Genomic DNA, 20,137 nt, shown 5'->3' on the forward strand with positions numbered 1-20,137 from the left:
GATCCGCGTCACTCACCGGTGTCGCGCGATGTGCGACCGGCCCGAGGCGACCGCGTGTCGGCCGTCGGGCGGGTCAGTTCTTCCAGGAGGAAGACGAAGGACTCGTACGGGCGGCCGGTGGCGTGACGCATGCCCATCTCGCAGGTGCGGTTGGCCGACAGGTAGGCGTCCGCGGGGTTCTGGTCCAGGACGGCCTTCTCGTCCCGGGTCGCGGAGACGACCAGTTCCGGATGGAGGAGGCCCCGGTCGCCGGCCGTGCCGCAGCAGGTGGTGCCGACCGGCACCAGCACCTCGTGGGCGAGTTCTCCGGCGATGGCCTCCAGCGTTGCGCTGAGCCCCAGATGCGTCGTCGAACAGGTGGGATGGACTGCCACGCGGCCCAGCCGCCGGGTGATGGTCAAGCGGGGGAGCAGGCCGGCGCACCAGGTGATCGAGTCGAGCAGGGTGATCTGTTCCAGCCGGCTCCGGTGCTCGTCGTCGAGGTAGTTCTTGACGTCGTCGAGGAGGCCGTTGGTGCAGGAGGCGGCGTCGATGACCACGGGCAGGGTTCCCTGCGCGCTCCAGGCCCACAGCGCGTCGCACATGGTCGCGGCCATCCAGGTGTGCCCTCGCGTGTAGCCCTTGCTGCTCCACGGGGTGGAACAGCACTTGCCCACCACGTCGTCCGGGATCCACAGGGGGCGGTCCGCGCGTGCCGAGACGTCGACCAGGGCCTGTTGCAGGGACGGATGCCGGGGCATTCCCGGGTCGCGGCCGAAGATGCGGTTGACGCAGGCCGGGAAGTAGACGGCCGCCGCGCCCGCGCGGGTGGTCGCGGGCGGCTTGCCGGTTGCGGCGCGCGGCATGGGCCCCGGGACCGCCGGCATGAGGTCGTTGCTGATCGCGAGCCGCACCCCCGCGGTCAGGCCGGTGAGTGCCTTCGCGCCGACGGTGCGCTGGACGATGTCGGCGGCGCCCATGGCGGTACGGGCGAGTTCCTCCACGGTCGCCCAGCGCTGGGCGATCCGCAGCGCGACCTTCTCCCGCTGTTCCGTCGACTCGTCCCGCCGGAACTCCTTGATCAGCGCGCCGGTGTTGATGTGCACGGGGCACGGCAGGGCGCAGGTGCCGTCGACGGCACAGGTCTCGATCCCGTCGTACTCGTACTCGGCCAGCAGCCGGGCGAGCAGGGGCGATCCTTCCGGCTGGCGTGCCATCTCCCGGCGCAGCGCGATGCGTTGGCGCGGGGTGGTGGTGACATTGCGGCTGGGGCAGACGGCTTCGCAGTACCCGCATTCGATGCAGTGGGTCGCGACGTCCTCGATGTCGGGCGTCGACTTGAAGGACTTGAGGTGGATGTCGTCGTCCCGGGTGAGGACGACGTCGGGGGCGAGGACGCCGTGCGGGTCGGCGAGCTTCTTGATACGCCACATGAGGTCGGTGGCCTTGTCGCCCCATTCGTGGCGCACGAACGGCGCCATGTTGATGCCGGTGCCGTGTTCGGCCTTGAGCGACCCGTCGTACTTGTCGATGACGAGCTCCACGAGGTCGGACATGAACGCGGCGTATCTGTCACGGTCGGCGGGGTCGGCCAGTTTCGGTGTCAGCGTGAAATGCAGGTTGCCGTAGGCGGCGTGGCCGGCGACGCCGGGCAGGAAGCCGTGCTCGGCCAGAAGGGTGTGCAGATCGCTCGCGCCCTCGGCGATCCGGGCCGGCGGGAAGCAGACGTCCTCGTTGACCACGGCGGTGCCTGGCGGGCGCAGTTGGCCGACGATGCCCAGGAGGCCCTCGCGGATGCGCCAGTCCAGTTCGATGAGTTCCTGGTCGCGGGTGAAGTCCACAGGGTGCAGCAGATCGGCGCCCGCGACGAGCTCCGCGACACGGGCCTCGGCCCGGTCGAGGCCGGCCGTGTCGTCGGCGGCGAACTCGACGAGCAGCGCCGCGGCTCCGGGATCGAGCGTCTTCCAGTACTCGGGTGTGTGCGGGAAGGACTGCGCGGCCGCGGTGAGGGCGGGTGCCACCATGAGCTCGACGGCCTCGGCGCCGAGGCCGACGAGACCCGGCACGAGCGACACCGCTTCCTCCACCGACGGGAGCGCGATCCAGGTGACCGTGGTCGCCGTGGGCGCGGGCAGGGTGGTGATCACTGCCTCGGCGATGAACGCGAGAGTGCCTTCGGAACCGATGAGGAGCCGCCGGAAGATCTCCAGAGGGGTGTCGCCGTCGAGGAGCGCCGCGAGGGTGTATCCGGTGGTGTTACGGATGGAGAACTTGTGCCGTACGCGCGCGGTCAGTTCGGCGTCGGCGAGGAGCTGCTCGCGCAACTCGGCCAGTCCGACGGCCAGTTCGGGTTCCGCCGCGGCGAACCGCGCCTCGGCGTCCGGTGCCGCGGTGTCGATGACCGTGCCGGACGGCAGGACGAACGTCATCGAGGCGACCGTGTGGTACGCGTTGCGTTCCAGGGTGCAGCGCATCCCCCCGGCGTTGTTGGCCAGCACTCCGCCGATCGTGGCGACGTCCGAGGAGGCGGGATCCGGCCCGAGACGTCGGCCGTGCCGGCGCAGCACCGCCGCGGCGTGACCGAGAATCGTCCCCGGCCGCGCCCGCAGGCGCGCGCCGCCGTCCTCGACGGCCATCCCGCTCCAGTGCCGGCGCACGTCGATGAGGATGTCGTCGGACTGGGCCTGGCCGTTGAGACTCGTCCCGCCGGCCCGGAACGTGGCGTGCCGTCCGCTGCGGCGGCAGTAGCCGAGCAGTTTCCGGACGTCTTCGACATCGCGGGGCAGCACCACGACCTGGGGCAGATAGCGATAGGGGCTGGCGTCGGAGGCGTAGCGGACGAGGTCGGATATGCGGTGCAGCACCTGGTCCTCACCGAGCAGCGCGACGAGATCCCGCCTGAGCGCGTTGGGTGTCCCGCCCGTGTGCGCGGGGGCGATGGCATCCGCCTGTGGGAGGCCCGGCGGTCGGCCGATGGCGGGGACGCTCGGGCTCAGCAGCTTCTTCACGGCGTCAGCCTCTCCGCCACCGCACCAGCACCGCAGGTGCCCATGGCTTCTGCTGCGGGTCGTCGGAACGGACCGTTCGGGAACGGGTCCGCGTGGCGGTCCGGACTCGTGCCGACGTGCGCGCGGGCCGACGCGGAGGGGGCACGAGGTCGAGCCGAGTGATTCACCCGACCGGCGACCAAGGGGCGGCACCTGGGGAGCGGCGTGACTCCACCGGCCGGGGCCACTCCGCATCGAGGCGACCTGTCCCAGCGAGTTTACCGGCGGCGTCTGTCCGGCGCCCGGCGAGGACGGCGCCGCGGACTGCCCCGTGCTCGGCACCCGTCCGGTCCGGCCGGCGCGCCGGAGACGGGGCGCCCCACGGCACCCTCCGCGGCGGCCACCGAGCGTACCGACTGCGCCCGTACGCAACGAGTGTGCGCCCGAGTGAAAGACACCCCGAGCGCGCTGACAGAAGAGTGGACGCCGTGCGGGCGGACCTCCCGCCCGCACGGCCACCCGCGGATCGGGCACCCGGCAGCGCCTGCCCGCTGCCGGGTGCCTCAACGAAGTACGAAGGAACAACTGTGACGAGCATCGCCCTCATCGGAGCCGGTCCCGGACTGGGACTGGCCATCGCCCGGACCTTCGGATCACAGGGTTTCGACGCGGCCCTGATCTCCCGTGACCGCGCCGAACTCGACGCTCTCGTCGGGCGGCTCACCGCCGAGGGCGTGACCGCCGCCGCGTTCCCCGCGGATGTGCTCGCCCACGACGCGCTCACCCAGGCGCTGAAGGATGCCGCCACGCGGTTCGGCGGCATCGATGTCCTGGTGTACGCCCCGCAGGCGACCCCTGACCCGACCGTTCCGACCATGCAGTCCGAGAGGGACGGGTCCCCTGCGCGGGAGCGGACGGACGGTCTTCTGCCCGGGGCGCTCGCCGCCACACGGGCGGTGCTGCCCGCGATGCGCGAGGCCGGGTCAGGCACCCTGATCTACACCACGGGAGGCGGTCCCCACCGGTCGACGGCCGCGACCGCCGACGCCAGGACGGCGGCGACGGCCCTGCGCGACTGGGTGTCGGACCTGCGCGAGGAGTTGACCGGCACGGGGATCCACGCCGCCCACGTCGCCCTCGACGTGACGATCGGCGACCCCACCTTCTACGGGCAGCCTCGGGTCACGGCGGAGCAGATCGCTCCCGTCTACTGGGACCTCCACATCGACCGCGACAGGGCCGAGCGGATCTTCACCGGCTGAGACGGTCCGTAGATCGTGAGACGGTCCGCAGGTCGTGAGACCGCCCATAGGTCGTGAGACCGTCCGCAGGTCGTACGCGCCGTGCCGGATCAGACTGCGCCTGCGGACAACGACCGTGCGTCACGGCGAAAGACGCCGCGCGCGTGGTGCCAGAGAGTGGAGGCCGTGCCGACGGGCGTCCTGCCCCTCGGTCACGCGCCACCCGTCACGCGGCAGACCGGGCATGCCAAGCCCCCGGCTCCTTTCTGCCTGACACAGATATCAGCCGGTGCCTTCGAGACGCCGGCGAGAATCCGAAGGACAACCATGACCTCGCCCTCCCAGGTCCAGACCGTCGGCGGCTCCGTGTCGGTCGACGACCTCGGTACCGTTCTGATGCACGAGCACGTTTTCGTCCTGAGCGAGGAGTTCCGGCAGAGCATGCCGGAGACCTGGGACGAGCAGGAACGCGTCAGCGACGCGGTGCGCCGGCTGAAGGCGCTGGCCGCCACGGGCGTCCGGACGATCGTGGACCCCACCGTGATCGGCCTGGGGCGTGACGTCGGCCGGGTCGCGCTGGTGAACGAGCAGGTCGACCTGAACATCGTCGCGGCCACCGGCATCTACACGCTGGGCGACGTGCCGAACTTCTTCAAGTACCACGGGCCGGGCACCATGCTCGGTGGCCCCGAGGGGATGACCGAGCTGTTCGTCCGGGAGCTCACCGAGGGCATCGCCGGCACGGGCATCCGGGCGGCGTTCCTGAAGTGTGCGATCGAGGAGGAGCTCACCCCTGGCGTGGAGCGGGTGCTGCGGGCCGTGGCCCAGGCCCATGTGCGTACCGGAGCACCGATCACCGTGCACACCAACGCGGTCGCCCGCACCGGCCTGGTGGCGCAGGAGATCCTGCGCGGCGAGGGAGCGGACCTCGGCGCGGTGGTCATCGGCCACAGCGGCGACACCGACGACCTGGACTATCTGCGCCGGCTCATCGACAACGGCTCGTACGTCGGCATGGACCGCTTCGGTCTCGACATCATGCTGCCGGGCGACCAGCGCGTGGCGACCGTCGCGGCACTGGCCGGGGAGGGACTGGCCGACCGGATGGTGCTGTCGCACGACGCGTCCTGCCACGTCGACTGGTTCCCGGCCGGTGTGCGCGAGCAGATCGCGCCGAACTGGCACTACACCCACCTGCACGACGAGGTGCTCCCGGCGCTCCGTCAGGCGGGCGTCACCGAGGAGCAGCTCACGACCATGCTGGTGGACAATCCGCGTCGGTACTTCAGCTGACCCGCCGACGGCGCGGCACACTCAGCCCGGGTCGGCCGCGGGCGGGCGGACGCCGTGCCGGGCGTCACGGGGCGTCATGCCGAACTCGTGCCGGAAAGCGGTGCTGAACGACGCGTGGCTGCCGAATCCACAGGAGTGAGCGATCTGCGCGACCGAGTGTCCCGCCCAGCTCGCGCTGGCCAGCCGGGTCCGCGCGAGGTGCAGCCGTTCACGGCGGATGAGCTCACGCGACGTCGTGTCGGCGGCCTGGAGCACCTGCTGGATGTAGCGGGTCGACCAGCCGAGGGCGCGCGCGATCACCGTGGTGTCGAGGTCGTCCTCGGACGCGTGGCGTCGGATATAGCGGCGGATGTCGGCCTCGACCGTCGCCCGCTGCCCGGCCGGCGCGGAATCGGTCGCGCCCTCCGCGGCCAGGCACACCAGGTCGAGCAGACGCTCGCAGGCGAGGTCGAAGGTCGTCTCCGAGAGCTGTTCGCGCTCCTCCTGCAGCGTGGTCACCATAGTGCGGATCACCCGGCCCAGGCCGTCGGCCCCGCTGAGCATCCGCGGCTCACGGACGGCGGCCGGGTTGCGGCGGGCCACCTCACGGCCGGGCACGATCAGCGCGATCGACAGGAAGTCGTCGTCGTGGGCGAAGGTCAGCGGCCGGTCCATGTCGCACAGTGCCATCACACCGGCCTGGACCTCGCCCGACGACGGTCCTTGCTCCACCCACGCGGTACCGGCCAGCGGGACGAGCAACTCGTAGGTGCCACGAGGATCGGCGGAGATGTGCCGGGCGTCCCGGACGACCGTCTCCTGGCCTCCGCTGCACAGGGCCATGCCGTAATTCTGCGACTGCCGGGCGTCGAGCCGTCCCGTCCACGGCGCCGAGCGGTCCGTCACCGTGATACGGCTCGCCCCGTGCAGCGCGGTGAACGCGGTGTTCCAGTCCGTCACCGAGGGGAGCGGAGCGGTCGAGGTCCACCGGTACATGTCACGCATCTACCCGTCCCCTCGGCCGGCGGCATTCCGTCGTCTGACATCGCCCGGTCGTGTCCACGCGATCGCCCCAGCCTAATCGGGACGGGGCCGCGGCCTTGCCAGGTGATCGGGCCGGTCATGGCACGGCGATGCCCGGTCCGCGCTCTCGGACACAAGCGCCACCCTTGAGCCCCGTCCCCTGGCAGAGCCACACCGCACCGCCACAAGACCAAGAGACACACCGCACCATCAAGAGAACGGAAACCACCACCCATGCCGAAGACGATCGTCATCACCGGCGCCAGCGATGGCATCGGCGCCGCCGGAGCCCGTCTGCTGCACCAGGAGGGCCATCAGGTCGTCATCGTCGGGCGCTCACCGGAGAAGACCGCGAAAGTCGCCGCCGAACTCGGGGCCGACCACTTCCTGGCCGACTTCGCCTCCCTGGCGGACGTGCGGAAACTCGCCACGGAACTCGACGCCGCGTACCCGCGTATCGATGTCCTGGTCAACAACGCCGGGGGGATCTTCGGCGACCGTGACAAGACCCTTGACGGGTTCGAGAAGACCCTCCAGATCAACCACCTGGCACCGTTCCTCCTGACGAACCTGCTCATGGCCAAGCTCCTGGCCGGCAAGGCGTCGGTCATCCAGACCTCCAGCGTGGGGGCCCGACTGTTCGGCAAACTCGACATCGACGACCTCGACCACGACGCGAACTACACGGCGCAGCGCGCCTACGGCACCGCGAAGCTCGAGAACATCCTCTTCACCAAGGAACTCCACGCCCGCTACGCGCCCCACGGCCTGTCCGCCGCCGCCTTCCACCCCGGCGCCGTGGCCACCAACTTCGCGGTCGGCAGCAAGAGTTTCATGCGCCCGATCTACACCAACGCGCTCAGCCGGCTCTTCATGGCCAGTCCCGAGAAGGGGGCCCGGCAGATGGTCCGGCTCGCCGCGGGCACTCCCGGCACCGACTGGCGGTCCGGTACCTATTACGAGAACGGCAGGCCCGCCCGGCGCACCCACCCGCAGGCCGAGGACGCCGACCTCGCCCGTCGGCTCTGGAACCGCTCCGCCGACCTCGTCGGAGCGGACACCCTGACTCCCTGACGAGTTGTCACACCCCGGGCGGCCGGACCGCCGTCGTTCAAGGGCTGTCCTGTTCGTCCGCGAGCGGTTCGGCGGCGGGCAGCCGCAGGGTGAACACCGCGCCCCCGCCCGGCTCGCTCGCGGCCTCGGCGGTGCCGCCGTGCGCCTCGACCAGGTGGCGCACGATCGGCAGGCCCAGGCCGCTCCCGCCGGTGCGCAGGCTGCGGGACTTCTCGGCCCGCCAGAACCGGTCGAAGACGTGCGGCAGGTCCTCCGGCGGGATCCCCGGCCCGGTGTCGGCGACGGTGAACACGACGTCCTCTCCGTCCCGGCGGGCGACGAGAGTGATCGTGCCCTCGGCCGGGGTGTGCCGCACCGCGTCGGAGACCAGGTTGCCCAGCGCCTGCCGCATCCGCACCGGGTCGGCCGACAGCCAGGCCGCGTCGTCGGCCTCGGCGTGCAGGCTGACCCGGGCGGCGCCGGCCGACACCCGGTGGGCGGCGGCGACCTGGTGCACGAGGTCCCGGGCGCGCGCCGGCTCACGGTGCACGCGCAGGGTCCCCGCGTCGGCGGCCGCCAGATCCTGCAGGTCGTCGATGATCCGTTGCAGTACGAGTGCCTCCTCGTGCAGGGAATCCAGCAGTTCGGGGTCAGGTTCGACGACGCCGTCGCGGACGATCTCCAGCCAGCCGCGGATGTTGGTGAGCGGGCTGCGCAGTTCGTGCGCGATGTCGCTGACCAGCGCCTTGCGCCGGAGTTCCAGGCGTTCGCTGCGCTCGGTCAGGTGGTTGAACGCCTCGGCGAGGGCGCCGGTCTCGTCGCGGGTGGTCACCGGCACCCGCACGTGCAGCTCCGGTGGTGCCTGCGCGGCCTCGATCAGCGCGCGCAGCGGCCGTACGAGCCGGACGCCGATCAGGGCGGTCACGGCCACGGTGACCGCCAGCACCAGCCCGGCGGCAGCGAACACCTTGGCCTTGTTCGCCGGGGTCATCTCGAAGCGGGAGGCGCTCTGGCCGCCGATGCCCAGGAAGAGGTCGGCGACCGGAGCGACGTAGGGCTCCAATTGCGTACGGCGGGCGGAGGCGAGACAGGACCGTTCCGCCCGGTCGGCCGCCCTTTCGTCCCGCACCTTCCTCACGAGCAGAAAGGCGCCGCTCACGGTGTTCCTGCCCTGGGCGTCGATGGAGAACTTCAGCGGTCCGCCGAGTTCGATCCCGGCCCGCGCGAGGCAAGGGCTGACGAGTTCCGACAGCTTGTCCAGGGCCTCGCGTTCCGTGGGCATGGGGGTGTCCAGCAGGGTGCCGCCGCACCGGTCGGCCGCGTAGGAGATGTCCACCCGGGCCGCTCCCCGGAGTACGGGCCGACCGCTCGGGACGCGCACCACCTTGGAATCCGCGCCGTACCGCCGATAGCAGTGCTGGTATTTGGCGGCCAGCAGGTCCAGTGTCCTTCGCTCCTCGACCGTGACGCGGTAGGGGCCGACGGCCCGTGGGTCGATGCCGCTGAGCTGCGCGCCCGAGTTCGTGTAGGTGTCGGTGCGCAGCGGGTCGACGGTGGCCGCGGGCCGGAACGGAAGGGGCGTGCCGCGCGCGGCCGAGTCCGCGATGACGGTGTGGTCAAGGCTGGTCAGCGCGATGCGACGGCCGGTCCTGGCGGAGAGCTCACGTACGGCGTGCCGGACGTCGGACCAGTCGGGGTGCGTCGCGGCGAATCCGCTCAGTTCGGAGAGGATCAGACTGTCCGCGGTCAGATCCTGGCTCTGCTCGTCCTGGAGCGCGCTGGTGGTGGTGGTGACCGCGAGCCAGGCGGTGGCCGTGACCGAGCACACGGCGATCAGCGCGGAGACGGAGAGCAGCCGGACAAGGAGCTTCTTCCGCAACGGCGTTCGGTGTCCGACGGCTCGGGGAGGTGTCTCGCTCACGCTCGGCCATCACCGACTTCGCACGCGGCGCCGAGCACGGTCACCGGCCCGACGGGGCCACCGCCGCGACACGGCTGCCGGCCGGCAGGGAGCGGGGGGTCGGTTCGACCCGGTTCCCGTTGCCCTGGGCGACCAGGATGCGTGCGTATATGTCGTACATGGGTTCGGATCCTAGACTGTCAAGCTGAGAGCCACGTCGCGTGTCCCATGACGACGACCGGATGCCGGGCCGGGTCGAGGATGCGGACGAGCTCCTTCATATGGCCTTTGGCGACGCTGACGCAGGCGTGGGTGGGGCCGCCGTGGTCGACGTGCAGCCAGACTCCGCCGCCGCGGCGGGGCCCGAGGGGGCGGGTCCAGTCCAGGGGCGAGGTGCCCGGTACACGGTTGTAGTCGATGGCGACGACGTAGTCGAAGGAACCTTGGAGCGGCTCGCCCTGGAAGCCGGTGCCGGGCGAGACGAACCCCCCGGAGTGGTGGTACGGGAGCTTGCTGCCCGGGTCGGGGAGCAGGCCGCCGGCGTCGCTGAGCGTGTAGACGCCGAGCGGGGAGCGCAGGTCGTCGAGCACATGGTGGGCGCTCCAGCCGTGCAGCGCGTTGTGCGCGGGCCAGGTGGCGCCGGCCTGCCAGCCGTCGGTGGTGCGCGTGTGCAGGACGACCGAGGAGACCGGGGAGTCGACGCCGCGACCCGTGACCACGACCGCCTGTCGGCAGCGGTCCGGTATCTCGGCGCTTCGTTTCGGTCCGAGCCCGGCTATGCCCGCTGGACCGGCGGGCGACGAGGACGGCCCGTCCGCATCGGGGCGTGGATCGGAGGAGGTGGCCGGGGCCGGGCGGTTGTCGGTGGTGCGGCGTCCTGCCGCCGCGATGCCCCCGCCACAGCCGGTGATCAGCAACGGGGCACCGAGAAGGGCGACGGCGGCTCTGCGATGAATCATGCGTTGATCATGGCCTCCACATGTGTGGAACTTGTCAGGTCGGGCCGCGCTTCGGCCTGCTCCCCGCGTACCCCCGAGGCCCCGGTCCACCCGCGCGCGGTGGCGTTGATCCACTGCTGACCCGTTTCGACGGGCATCCGGGAGCGGGGCTTCCGCGCACCTGGACCGGCCGGGCGCCCGAGTCAGCGGGCTTTGGCCTCGTCCGCGTCCAGGCCTCGGTCGACGCCGTGTGGGATGACGTTCTGCCCGGGCTCGGGAAGCAGCCGCGTCCCGTCGAGGCGGACCTCGACCTTGTCCGCCTCGAACGACACAAGGCCGCCGATCCGTTCGACCTCCCGGTAGGCCTGCGGGTACGTCCAGGCGGCGCGGCGCGCCCCACCGATGTCGTAGTAGTCGCACAAACCCTTGTAAGGGCAGAAGGTCTGGCCTTCGGCGGGGTGCAGTCGGCTCTGGTCGATGTCGGCGCGCGGGACGTACCAACGCGGCGCGAACCCCGACTCGTAGAGCACGACAGGATTCTCGGAGCGGGCGATCACGCTGTCGCCTTGGCGGACCTCCAGGGTGCGGGAGGTGTCACGGATGTCGATACGGTGGTACGGATCCGCCGCGTGTCCCAGGATGCGTTCGTCCTCCTCGTAGAAGGCGTCCATCGCCCGCCAGGCGAAGGCGACCCGCCCCCGCAGTTCGACGGCGTGACCGGGCAGGTCGGTGAACTCCCAGGCGGCGCGTTCGGATGTACGGCCCCCGGCGTGCACCGCGTACCAGGTGGTGTCGCCCAGGTCCTTGTGGTGGGTGACCTTGCCGCTGGGGACCAGGGCCTGTCCGTCGACGTCCTCGCGCGGGAAGTAGGCGACGGGATAGCGGCCCGGTTCGTGGAGCAGGATCACGTTCTCGCTGTCGGCGATCCAGGCGCCGGCGCACTCCACCCGCATGCGGCGGCGCAGTCGCTCCGCGAACAGGAGGCGCTCGGGCAGGGGTTCGGGGGTGAGGAAGTGGCCGATGGCGCCTGCGGAGAGGGGGCCTTGTTGCCAGGACAGTCCCATGGCGTGGTCCTTCCGGAGGACGAGGGCGCGGCTGACCGTGCCCGGGGTGGTGTGGTCGTCGTGCGGACGGTCAGGGTGCAGCGTTCCCGCGCCTGCCTCGACGGAGGACTTGCCTGCCGCGACGGAAGGGGTGTCCGCTCCGCGGCCGTCGCGATCCCTTCGCGCACCGCGTGTCAGGCGAGGACGCGGGCCAGGAAGTCGCGGATGTGCCCGGTGATGGTGTCGAGGTGGCTCTCCAGGGCGAAGTGCCCGGACTCGACCAGGTGGATCTCGGCATCCGGCAGGTCCTGCCGGAACGCCTCCGCGCCCGCGGGGCCGAAGATCTCGTCGTTGGCTCCCCAGACCGCCAGGACGGGGACCTGGGAGTCGCGGAAGTACTGGTGGACCTGCGGGTAGAGGTCCACGTTGGTGGGGTAGTCGCGGAAGAGCCGGAGCTGGATCTCGTCGTTGCCGGGGCGGTCCAGCAGCGCCTGGTCGTGAACCCAGTTGTCGGGGCTGACCAGACTGGGGTCGGCCACCCCGTTCACGTACTGCCAGCGGGTGATCTCGGGGGTGAGTGCGCCACGCATGACTGCCTCGGTGTCCGGTCCCGGCGCCTGGGCGTAGGCGAACGCGCCGTCCCAGAAGGGCTTGACGAAGCCTTCCTCGTAGGCATTGCCGTTCTGGGTGATGATCGCCGTGACGCGGCCCGGGTCCTGGAGCGCGAGGCGCCAGCCGATGGGGGCGCCGTAGTCCTGCACGTACATCGCGAAGCGGTCGACGCCCAGCTGCCGGAGCAGCCCGGCGGTGACTTCGGTGAGGGCGTCGAAGGTGTAGGGGAAGTCCTGGAGCGACGGCATCGCGGACTGGCCGAAGCCGATGTGGTCGGGGGCGACGACGCGGTAGCGGTCGGCGAGCGCGGGGATCAGGTGGCGGAACATGTGCGAGCTGGTCGGGAAGCCGTGGAGCAGGAGGACCGTGGGCGCCTCGGGATGGCCCGCCTCGCGGTAGAAGACCTCGAGGCCGTCGACGGCGGCGGTGCGGTGGTGGACCGGGAAGACCATCTGTCTAACCTTTCATCTGTCGTTCAGTGGTTATGTATCCAGTCGAGCACGCTCCATCTAACCTGTCAAGGCTGTTTGGATGGTTAGATTGTCGCCGTGGCCGGGTCGTGTCGCGTGGGGCGGCACCCTCGGCTGGGGCGGTGTGGCGAACGTGGTCCTGTTTCCGAGCCTCCGTCCGCGAGGGGTCACCAGCCGGCGGGCGTGAGCCCGGTTCGGGTCTTATGGAGGGCGAGGGTCCGGCTCGCGCCGCGCGGGCCGCCGGGGATGTGTGAGCGTGCGGCGCGTTCATCGGCGGGCGTCACGTGCCGGTCGGCCTGAGGGGTGGCCGAAGCTAACCGGGGAAAATTAGCGATCTGGTTAGAATGGGGTCCTTCGGATAACCCGTGAAGTGCGACGGTCCAGTGAGGTGGTGCGAGGGTGGCCGACCGAGAAGGACAGGACACGCTGCTGGAACTCCTCAACAGCACACCGGTGGTCGAGGGCGTCGCCCAGGACCAGCTGGCGGATCCGGAAGCTGCCAGGTCCTGGCTGCTGGCCCACGGCGGCAGCGGAGCCGCGGACGAGATCCGCGGCCTCGTGCGGGCCCGCGACCTACTTCAGGACGTGGTGCGCGGTGACAGTCCCGCCACGGCACTGGCCCCCTTCTTGAAGGGCCTCACCTCGCGACCACGTCTCTCGCCCGAGGGTGTGTCGTGGGAAATGGACGAGATTCCCGCAGGGCGCCGCATGGCGGCGCAAGCCGTGCTGGCCTGGAGCGACGTACGGCAGACGATGCCCGGCCGGCTGCGGCCGTGCGCCAACCCGGACTGCCGGCTGTTCCTCATCGACCGCAGCAAGACCAACAGGGCCCGCTGGTGTTCGATGGCCGTGTGCGGCAACCGGATGAAGGCGCGGCGCCACTACCAGCGCACCCGCGAGGCCACGGCCGAGTAGACCTTCCGGTGGTGGCCTCGCGTCGATGAGCCGACGGGCCCGCGTGCCTGTCGGACGGCCTCGGGCAAGGGGTCGTCGGCCTCATGACCGACGGCCACGACGACGCCGACGTGTCACCCCCGCGAGCTCGCCCGCCATGGGGAGCCAGTAGTAGGGGACGAAGGCGGCGATCACGGCCAGGCCCAGTGCGGGAACGAAAGCGCCGAGAAGCGTTCCGAGGGCGAGCCACACAAGGGCCAGCCGGAAGCGTCGGCTGACGGCCGTCACACCCGCCGCGTCGATCGTGGTGGAGAGCAGCCGACGGTCCCGACGGACGTATCCCCGGATCACCTGGCCGATCAGCATGAAGGTGAGGACGTAGGCCAGGTAGGACGGCCAGAGGGCGGCGAGGCCGTGCAGCAGGTCGCTGGTGTCGCTCGGAGGACGGATCTCCAGGACGAGGAGCGTGATGGCGATGGCGATGACCGCGTCGCTGAACGCGACCACCCGGGAAGGATCGCGCTCCACCCCGAACGACGGCCGTTGAAGGACGGAACGGCTGGGACGATACCCCGGTGAACAACTTCTCGTATCTCAGCATCGGTCCTGGTCATGACCGGCAGCCTCTCGCGGAGCCCAGGCGAGCCGAGCCCGGTCAGTGGCCGAAGCTGGAAGCCGCACTCGCGGTCGTCAATCGCGACCTGATGGCGACCCTGCCGGGTCAGGACGCGCTGGTACTGATGGTTGACCCGCCCAGGCGGCCTTCGCCCCCGAGCGGAATCGACAGGGGGCAGGTCTACGTGGCGATGCCCGACGGCCGTTGGCGCGGCAACTCGGTGAACGCGTGTGACCTGGAGGAGGGTGACCCGCCGGAGCCGGACGATGCGACAACGGTTCTGGCCGCGGTCGCGGACGCGGCGCAGTCGACCATCATGGAGTTGCTCTGGCAGGCCTGGCCGATCTGCTCGGAACACAGGACCGGAATGCACCTCCGTCCCGCAGGGACCACTGACGACCGGTGCCAGGGCGAAACGGACGAGGCCCGCCTACCGGTGTGGTGGTGGTGCCGGGGCCGCCGGGACGGTGACGGCCACGACGTCTCCCTGGTCGGCGAGTTGGCCGCCACCCTGCCGGGAAAGTAGCGTCTCGCACTGCGGCACTGCGGCACTGCGGCACTGCGGCACTGCGGCACGGCGAGCGTCGACGAAACGGCCGCCGATAGCCGCGCGGCCGGACAGCCGTGCATGGCCGCCGGAATCCACCTGTCACCGCCACCCGCGAAGTGCGAATGCAGAGGCTAGTTGAGGCCGCCGTGTGCACAGATGCGGCGGGCGACCTCGCGCAGTTTGGTGTTGGTCTGCTGGGAGTAGCGGCGCAGGACGTCGAAGGCCTGTTCTTCGGTGAGGTGGCGGCTGCCCATGAGGATGCCCATGGCCTCACCGATGACGTGACGCGTGGCGACGGCTTCTTCCATCTGGGCGTGGGTGCGGGCACTGGAGAAGGCCACCGCGGCGTGGGAGGCCAGCAGCCAGCCGGCGAGCTCGCTGGCGTCGGTGAACGCGCCGGGCTCGTGGGAGTAGAGGTTCAGCGCGCCGAGGTCCTCGTCGTCGGTGAACAGCAGGAAGCCCATCATGCTGCCGACACCGAGCGCGCGGGCCTGGGGGGCGTAGGCGGGCCAGCGCTGGTGCTCGCCGGTGAGGTCGGCGATGCGGAAGACGCGCTCGCCCCGCGAGGTGCGGGCGGCGTCGAAGCACGGACCCTCTTCCACCTGTTCTTGCAGGCGGTCACTGTCGACGACCAGCTGATGGGTGGGAGCGAGGCTCTCCACCTGCTTGCCGTGCAGTACGAGAATGCCGGCCGCGTCACAGCCCTCGACCAGCTCCGTGGCGGAAGCGGTGATCCGTTCCAGCGTGGCGTTCACCGAATCCTGCGCGAGCAGATCGCGTGCCATCGACGCCATCTGCTGCGCGAACCGACCCCAGTCCACCATCACTCCTCCACTCGATGTGCCTGGATCACTCTCATACCCCGCACGGCCTCATACCCCGCACGGCGCGAACACGCGCACCCGCGCTCTGGCCTGCCGCGCGCTGGACCGTCGTGGTCGGACCCATGGGGGGCGGGCCCGGGTCGCTGCGGTTCGGCTCCGCACGTCAAGAGAGGCGGGCCCGCGACACCCGTTCGGCAGGCACCACGTCGTGGACGCCGGGGACGAGCAGGGCTTCGCCCACGTGTCGGCCACCACGGTCGATGACACGGTGATCACCGCTCCCGTGGCGCACACGACGGCCGCCCCGCCGCGGAGGCGGGGCGGCCACGGGCTCCGGGGCCGTCCCCTGGCGCCCGGAATCGCCGGGTGACGCGGCATGCCCCACCTGGTCACCCGGCTGCTCGCAGGGGGCTGATGGGCCCCCTGATTCAGGCCGCCACAGCTGCGCCTGCCGGTGAGCGGCGCCCGCTGTGGCGCGATCGCTGCGACTGGGCCGACTGCGGCCGTGATGGCGTCGGCGACCCGCCGCCTCGACCGGGGCGATGCGCCGACCGCTCAGCGGGCCGCGCGGCGGCCGAGCGGCGGTCGACCATTGAGCCGATCAGCGGGCCGAGCCGCGGCCGATCAGAGCGTCGGCCGGAACCCGAGTCGCCCGGAGCCGAACCGGGGCGGCTCAGCCCAGGTAGAAGTCCTTGCGGGCGGCGACGAACTCCTCGATCGACTGGGCGGGGGTGCCCGTCACGCGCTGGACGCCGTCGGCGGTGCGGTGGTAGCGGTCGTCCCGGTGCAGCTGGGCCATGGTGGCGACGTGCTGTGCGAGATGCGGCGGCATTCCCAGCTTCGGGAGCTGGGCCTCCCACCGCTCGGGAGGCATGTCGACGTAGGTGACCGTTCGTCCCAGCGCCCGAGAGAACTCCTCGGCCAGCTCCTTCATGTCGACCGAGCGGGGCCCGGTCAGCTCGTAGACCTGCCCGAGATGCGGAGCGGGGTCGCGGAGCACGGTGGCGACGGCGCGGGCGACATCGTCCACGGCCACCGGTGAGGTGCGTCCGGAGCCGAAGGGCAGCGTGATCGTGCCGTTCTCCTGAATCGACCGCGCCGCCAGCGCCGTGAACAGTGGAGTGTCAAGGAACGCCGTCGGCCGGATGTGCACCACGGGCAGGCCGGACCAGTCGAAGACCTGCTCGGCCAGCCAGTGCAGCCGCTGCTGGTCCGACTCCTCGGTGCTGGTGGCCGTCATCTGCGACACCGTCATCTGCGACAGGTCGACCAAGGCCTCCAGCTTTCCGTACTCCTTCGCCACGGAGGCCACGACGGTCGCCGCCAGCAGGTGGTCCGGCGACACGCGCATCGCGAAGTACATCCGCGTCACGCCCCGCAACGCGGCCGCGACCGTCTCGGGCCGGGTCAGGTCGCCGATGACGACCTCCGCGCCGAGCGACCGCAGTTCGGCAGCGCGGTCGTCCTCGCGACGGACCATGAAACGCACCGGCACGTCCTGAGCGCGCAAGTGCTCGAAGACGGCGCGGCCTACGCCGCCGCCACCGGGGATGAGGACAAGGTTGCTGGCGACCATCATTGATCTCCTTCGGGTAAGGGAACGGCTGAGTTGTGTGCGCAGAGCACCGGCGGAGCGGTCGGCGAGACGTCCGCCCCGGCGATGCCGCCGAGGATCCCGGTGGCGATGGCACTGGGATCTCCAGCGCTGTGGGTGTTCGTGCGACGGCCGGGCGGCGGCCGGCGGCCCTCGGACCAGGGGAGGCGGAGCGAACTGCCGTCTGACCTGTCGGGTGATCGCACCGGACTCGAATAGATGCTGACACCAATCTAAACAGAGGCTAGGATAGATGGCAAGCGACATCCAACTGAGGGGAGTGACTCCATGGGCCGCGTGTCCCAGGCGCAAGCACAGGAGAACCGGAAGCGCGTGGTGGCGACCGCCTCCCGGATGTTCCGGGAGAAGGGCACCGCGGTCAGCGTCGCCGACCTGATGAAGGCCGCCGGGCTCACTCATGGCGGGTTCTACAAGCAGTTCGCGTCCAAGGAGGACCTGGTCGACGAGGCCATCGCCCATGCCTTCGAGGAGCAGGCGCCGCACTCGGCGGCGCCGCTCGACGAGCATGCCGAGGACCATGAGACCGCCCGCCGGAAGCTGATCGAGGCCTACCTGTCGCTCTGGCACCGCGACCACGAGGGCGAGGGCTGTCCCGTCTCCGGATTCGCCGCGGATCTGGGACGCGAGCCCGACCAGGCCGCCCGCGCCCAGCACGTCTACGTCAACGGGGTGCGCAACCGCGCCGCCCGGCTGGCCACCGGCGACGACGACGGCCTGGCCCAGCTCTGCACCATGGTCGGCGCTCTCGTCCTGGCCCGCGCCACCCGGGGCAACCCGATCTCCGAAGAACTGCTGGAGTCCGCGCGGACGGCTCTCACCGCGAGCGACGCGGGGCGGTCGGAACCGTAGCGGGGCACGCACCGACCGGGGGGTCGGCGGCCGGCGCCGCCCCCACCGTGACCACCCGTCTCTTCGCGGCTGTCATGTCGCCGCACTCTCCAGGCGGATCGCCGGCGTGTGCGCCGCCGGGCCGCGCCACCCGCCGCCTCCGCCGTCGGCGTCGGACTCACGCCGGATTCGACGCGGCTCAACTCTGCTTGACCGGACGGTAGTTATCGCACTCCGGCTCGCTGGACCCGTCCGGTCCTCGGTGATGCCGTACCTCATCGGTGGCGCCGTTCCTCGTCGGCGGCCCTGGTGCTCGTCGCCGGTCATGGACTCCCGTGTTGAACTCCCGGTTCGGCTGACCCGGGGGTCCACGCCTTCTCAATAGATGTCGCTTGACATCTATCTCGTTCCTCGTTTAGATTGTCATCATCATCTATTTTCGGCGGATGAGACCACCCGCCGGATCGGGCGGGGACCGGCGCTGCCTCCCGTAGCGAGGCCGACGGCCTCCGCCCGGCCATCGCTCGACCACCGACAGCACTGGAGACCCCTGTGGCATCACCACCCACCCCCACCGAGTCCTCCTCGCCCGGGGCGTCCACGCCACCCGCGCCGCCCGCTCAGCGACGGGGAGTGTCCGAGGCGGTCCACCGTCGGCGCTGGGCCGTCCTGACCGTGCTCTCGTGCAGTCTCCTGGTGGTGATGCTCGACAACTCGATCCTCAACGTGGCGATGAAGACGATCGCCCAGCCCGCCCCCACCGGACTCGGCTCGTCCCAGAGCCAGTTGGAGTGGGCGGTGAACTCCTACACGCTGGTCTTCGCCGGACTGCTCTTCACCGCGGGCCTGCTCGGTGACCGACTCGGCCGCAAGAAGGTGCTGCTCTTCGGCATGCTGGTGCTCGGCGTGGGATCCGTGCTGTCCGCGCTGTCGGACTCCTCCGGGCAACTCATCGTCTTCCGCGCCGTGATGGGCTTCGGCGGGGCCTTCATCCTGCCCGCGACCCTCGCGATCATCATGAACGTCTTCGAGCCCAAGGAGCAGCCCAAGGCCATCGGCATCTGGACCGGTGTGGTCGGGTTCGCCATCGCCGCCGGCCCCATAGCCGGCGGCCTCCTGCTGCAGCACTTCTGGTGGGGTTCGGTCTTCCTGGTCAATGTGCCGATCGTGGTCGCCGCGATGGCCGCGATGGTGGCGATCGTCCCCGACTCCAAGGATCCCAGGCCCGGCCGACTCGACCCGTTCGGCGTGCTGCTGTCGATCGTCGGTCTGGCGCTGCTGGTCTACGGCATCATCAAGGGCGGCCAGTTGGGCGACTTCACCCGGCCCGAGTCCTGGGCGACGATCCTCGGCGGCCTGGCCGTCCTCGCCGTCTTCGTCCGGTACGAGGCACGCAGCGATCACCCGGCCCTCGACGTCACCTATTTCCGCAACCGGCGGTTCTCCGCGTCCGTCGCCGCCATCGGCCTGGTCTTCTTCGCCCTCATGGGCGTCACGTTCTTCAGCGTCTTCTACAACCAGAGCGTGCGCGGCTACAGCGTCCTGGAGTCCGGTCTGCTGGTGCTGCCGCTGGCCGCCTCCCAGATGTTCTTCGCCCCGCGGGCCCGGCTGGTCGTGGACCGCTTCGGCGCCCGAGCCGTGTGCGCCGGCGGACTCGTCCTGACCGGCGTCGCCTTCGCCGGATTCCTGCTGCTCGGCCAGAACACCCCGATCTGGGTGCTGGAGGTGCTGTTCTTCCTGATGGGCACGGGAATGGCCCATGTGATGCCGCCCGCCACCGTCATGATCATGTCGTCGTTGCCGCGGGAGAAGGCCGGCTCCGGATCCGCGGTCAACAACACCTTCCGGCAGGTCGGCGGGGCCATGGGGGTCGCCGTGCTGGGATCACTGCTGTCCACCACCTACCGCGACGGCATCGACGACCACCTGGGCGCCCTGCCCGCCCCCGCCCGGCACACGGCGGGGGAATCCGTCCAGGCGACTCTGGCCCTCGCCGAGAAGCTGGGGCCGGCCGGCAGAGCTCTGGTGCAGCCCGCGCACGATGCCTTCCTCCACGCCATGCACATCACCGCGATAGGGTCGGCGGCCGTCGCCTTGCTCGGCGCGGTCGTCGTGCTGCTGTTCCTGCCGGGCAAGAACCCCGCCCCGGCCGCCGGTGGTGACAGGCCACAGCGCCGGACCAGCTGATCCGGACCACGTGCTCCGGCCCGCGCCGCTGACGGTGCGGGCCGGTCGGACGGGACTCCGCCGTACTTCGTCGCTCTCCGGCGTACTCCACCACTTTCCGCCGTA

At 70.8% G+C, this 20,137-nt stretch carries 16 protein-coding genes; 7 read left to right on the forward strand and 9 right to left on the reverse strand.

What is annotated here, in order from left to right:
• Positions 1–8: 8 nt before the first annotated feature.
• Positions 9–2,987 carry an FAD-binding and (Fe-S)-binding domain-containing protein gene (locus ACWCQK_RS27680; RefSeq protein ID WP_451159398.1) on the reverse strand — a complete coding sequence of 993 codons (2,979 nt, stop codon included), beginning with the start codon at positions 2,985–2,987 and terminating at the stop codon, positions 9–11.
• Positions 2,988–3,553: 566 nt separating this feature from the next.
• Here ACWCQK_RS27680 and ACWCQK_RS27685 point away from each other — a divergent pair.
• A complete protein-coding gene (locus ACWCQK_RS27685; RefSeq protein WP_451159400.1) occupies positions 3,554–4,228 on the forward strand; it encodes an SDR family NAD(P)-dependent oxidoreductase in 675 nt (224 codons plus the stop codon).
• Positions 4,229–4,534: 306 nt separating this feature from the next.
• Positions 4,535–5,500, forward strand: a complete 966-nt coding sequence (locus ACWCQK_RS27690; RefSeq protein WP_451159402.1) for a phosphotriesterase family protein — start codon at positions 4,535–4,537, stop codon at positions 5,498–5,500.
• A gap of 21 nt (positions 5,501–5,521) precedes the next feature.
• Here the strand turns inward: ACWCQK_RS27690 and ACWCQK_RS27695 are convergent, their stop codons facing one another.
• Positions 5,522–6,484 carry an AraC family transcriptional regulator gene (locus tag ACWCQK_RS27695; RefSeq protein WP_451159404.1) on the reverse strand — a complete coding sequence of 321 codons (963 nt, stop codon included), beginning with the start codon at positions 6,482–6,484 and terminating at the stop codon, positions 5,522–5,524.
• 252 nt (positions 6,485–6,736) lie between these two features.
• On the opposite strand from ACWCQK_RS27695, the gene ACWCQK_RS27700 reads away from it, so the two are divergent.
• Complete coding sequence (locus ACWCQK_RS27700; RefSeq protein WP_451159406.1) at positions 6,737–7,576, forward strand: SDR family NAD(P)-dependent oxidoreductase; 840 nt, start codon at positions 6,737–6,739, stop codon at positions 7,574–7,576.
• Positions 7,577–7,613: 37 nt separating this feature from the next.
• Here the strand turns inward: ACWCQK_RS27700 and ACWCQK_RS27705 are convergent, their stop codons facing one another.
• The 4 genes from ACWCQK_RS27705 to ACWCQK_RS27720 form a co-directional block, all read right to left on the reverse strand.
• Entirely contained in the window at positions 7,614–9,434 is a 1,821-nt protein-coding gene (locus ACWCQK_RS27705; protein ID WP_451159408.1) for an ATP-binding protein, read from the reverse strand.
• Positions 9,435–9,655: 221 nt separating this feature from the next.
• Positions 9,656–10,414: a hypothetical protein gene (locus tag ACWCQK_RS27710; RefSeq protein WP_451159410.1), complete on the reverse strand. Its 759-nt coding sequence runs from the start codon at positions 10,412–10,414 to the stop codon at positions 9,656–9,658.
• A gap of 182 nt (positions 10,415–10,596) precedes the next feature.
• A complete protein-coding gene (locus tag ACWCQK_RS27715; protein WP_451159412.1) occupies positions 10,597–11,457 on the reverse strand; it encodes a DUF427 domain-containing protein in 861 nt (286 codons plus the stop codon).
• A gap of 173 nt (positions 11,458–11,630) precedes the next feature.
• Positions 11,631–12,500 (reverse strand): alpha/beta fold hydrolase, encoded by an 870-nt coding sequence (locus ACWCQK_RS27720; protein WP_451159413.1) that lies wholly within the window; start codon positions 12,498–12,500, stop codon positions 11,631–11,633.
• A 417-nt stretch (positions 12,501–12,917) separates the two neighbouring features.
• Between ACWCQK_RS27720 and ACWCQK_RS27725 the strand changes: the two genes are divergently transcribed.
• Positions 12,918–13,433 carry a CGNR zinc finger domain-containing protein gene (locus ACWCQK_RS27725; RefSeq protein WP_451159415.1) on the forward strand — a complete coding sequence of 172 codons (516 nt, stop codon included), beginning with the start codon at positions 12,918–12,920 and terminating at the stop codon, positions 13,431–13,433.
• Positions 13,434–13,514: 81 nt separating this feature from the next.
• Here ACWCQK_RS27725 and ACWCQK_RS27730 read toward each other — a convergent pair whose 3' ends face one another.
• The gene (locus ACWCQK_RS27730) at positions 13,515–13,919 is read right to left on the reverse strand and encodes a TMEM175 family protein (RefSeq protein WP_451159417.1); all 405 of its coding nucleotides are present in this window, start codon (positions 13,917–13,919) and stop codon (positions 13,515–13,517) included.
• 68 nt (positions 13,920–13,987) lie between these two features.
• On the opposite strand from ACWCQK_RS27730, the gene ACWCQK_RS27735 reads away from it, so the two are divergent.
• Complete coding sequence (locus ACWCQK_RS27735) at positions 13,988–14,554, forward strand: hypothetical protein (RefSeq protein ID WP_451159419.1); 567 nt, start codon at positions 13,988–13,990, stop codon at positions 14,552–14,554.
• A 155-nt stretch (positions 14,555–14,709) separates the two neighbouring features.
• On the opposite strand, the gene ACWCQK_RS27740 is transcribed toward ACWCQK_RS27735, so the two are convergent.
• Positions 14,710–15,402 (reverse strand): GAF and ANTAR domain-containing protein, encoded by a 693-nt coding sequence (locus ACWCQK_RS27740; RefSeq protein ID WP_451159421.1) that lies wholly within the window; start codon positions 15,400–15,402, stop codon positions 14,710–14,712.
• A gap of 673 nt (positions 15,403–16,075) precedes the next feature.
• Positions 16,076–16,978, reverse strand: a complete 903-nt coding sequence (locus ACWCQK_RS27745; RefSeq protein WP_451159423.1) for an NmrA family NAD(P)-binding protein — start codon at positions 16,976–16,978, stop codon at positions 16,076–16,078.
• Between the two features lie 306 nt (positions 16,979–17,284).
• Here ACWCQK_RS27745 and ACWCQK_RS27750 point away from each other — a divergent pair, with 306 nt between their 5' ends.
• Both ACWCQK_RS27750 and ACWCQK_RS27755 read left to right on the forward strand, forming a co-directional pair.
• On the forward strand, positions 17,285–17,866 hold the full coding sequence (locus ACWCQK_RS27750; protein WP_451159425.1) for a TetR/AcrR family transcriptional regulator: 582 nt from the start codon (positions 17,285–17,287) through the stop codon (positions 17,864–17,866).
• A gap of 531 nt (positions 17,867–18,397) precedes the next feature.
• Complete coding sequence (locus tag ACWCQK_RS27755; protein ID WP_451159427.1) at positions 18,398–20,032, forward strand: MFS transporter; 1,635 nt, start codon at positions 18,398–18,400, stop codon at positions 20,030–20,032.
• Positions 20,033–20,137 lie beyond the last annotated feature (105 nt).

The sequence above is a fragment of the Streptomyces sp. NPDC002306 genome (assembly GCF_053593435.1).

Coding starts and splice junctions, on each gene's coding strand:
- ACWCQK_RS27690 (WP_451159402.1), top strand. CDS start 4,535: ATGACCTCGCCCTCCCAGGTCCAGACCGTCGGCGGCTCCGTGTCGGTC.
- ACWCQK_RS27695 (WP_451159404.1), bottom strand. CDS start 6,484: ATGCGTGACATGTACCGGTGGACCTCGACCGCTCCGCTCCCCTCGGTG.
- ACWCQK_RS27700 (WP_451159406.1), top strand. CDS start 6,737: ATGCCGAAGACGATCGTCATCACCGGCGCCAGCGATGGCATCGGCGCC.
- ACWCQK_RS27710 (WP_451159410.1), bottom strand. CDS start 10,414: ATGATTCATCGCAGAGCCGCCGTCGCCCTTCTCGGTGCCCCGTTGCTG.
- ACWCQK_RS27715 (WP_451159412.1), bottom strand. CDS start 11,457: ATGGGACTGTCCTGGCAACAAGGCCCCCTCTCCGCAGGCGCCATCGGC.
- ACWCQK_RS27720 (WP_451159413.1), bottom strand. CDS start 12,500: ATGGTCTTCCCGGTCCACCACCGCACCGCCGCCGTCGACGGCCTCGAG.
- ACWCQK_RS27740 (WP_451159421.1), bottom strand. CDS start 15,402: ATGGTGGACTGGGGTCGGTTCGCGCAGCAGATGGCGTCGATGGCACGC.
- ACWCQK_RS27745 (WP_451159423.1), bottom strand. CDS start 16,978: ATGGTCGCCAGCAACCTTGTCCTCATCCCCGGTGGCGGCGGCGTAGGC.
- ACWCQK_RS27750 (WP_451159425.1), top strand. CDS start 17,285: ATGGGCCGCGTGTCCCAGGCGCAAGCACAGGAGAACCGGAAGCGCGTG.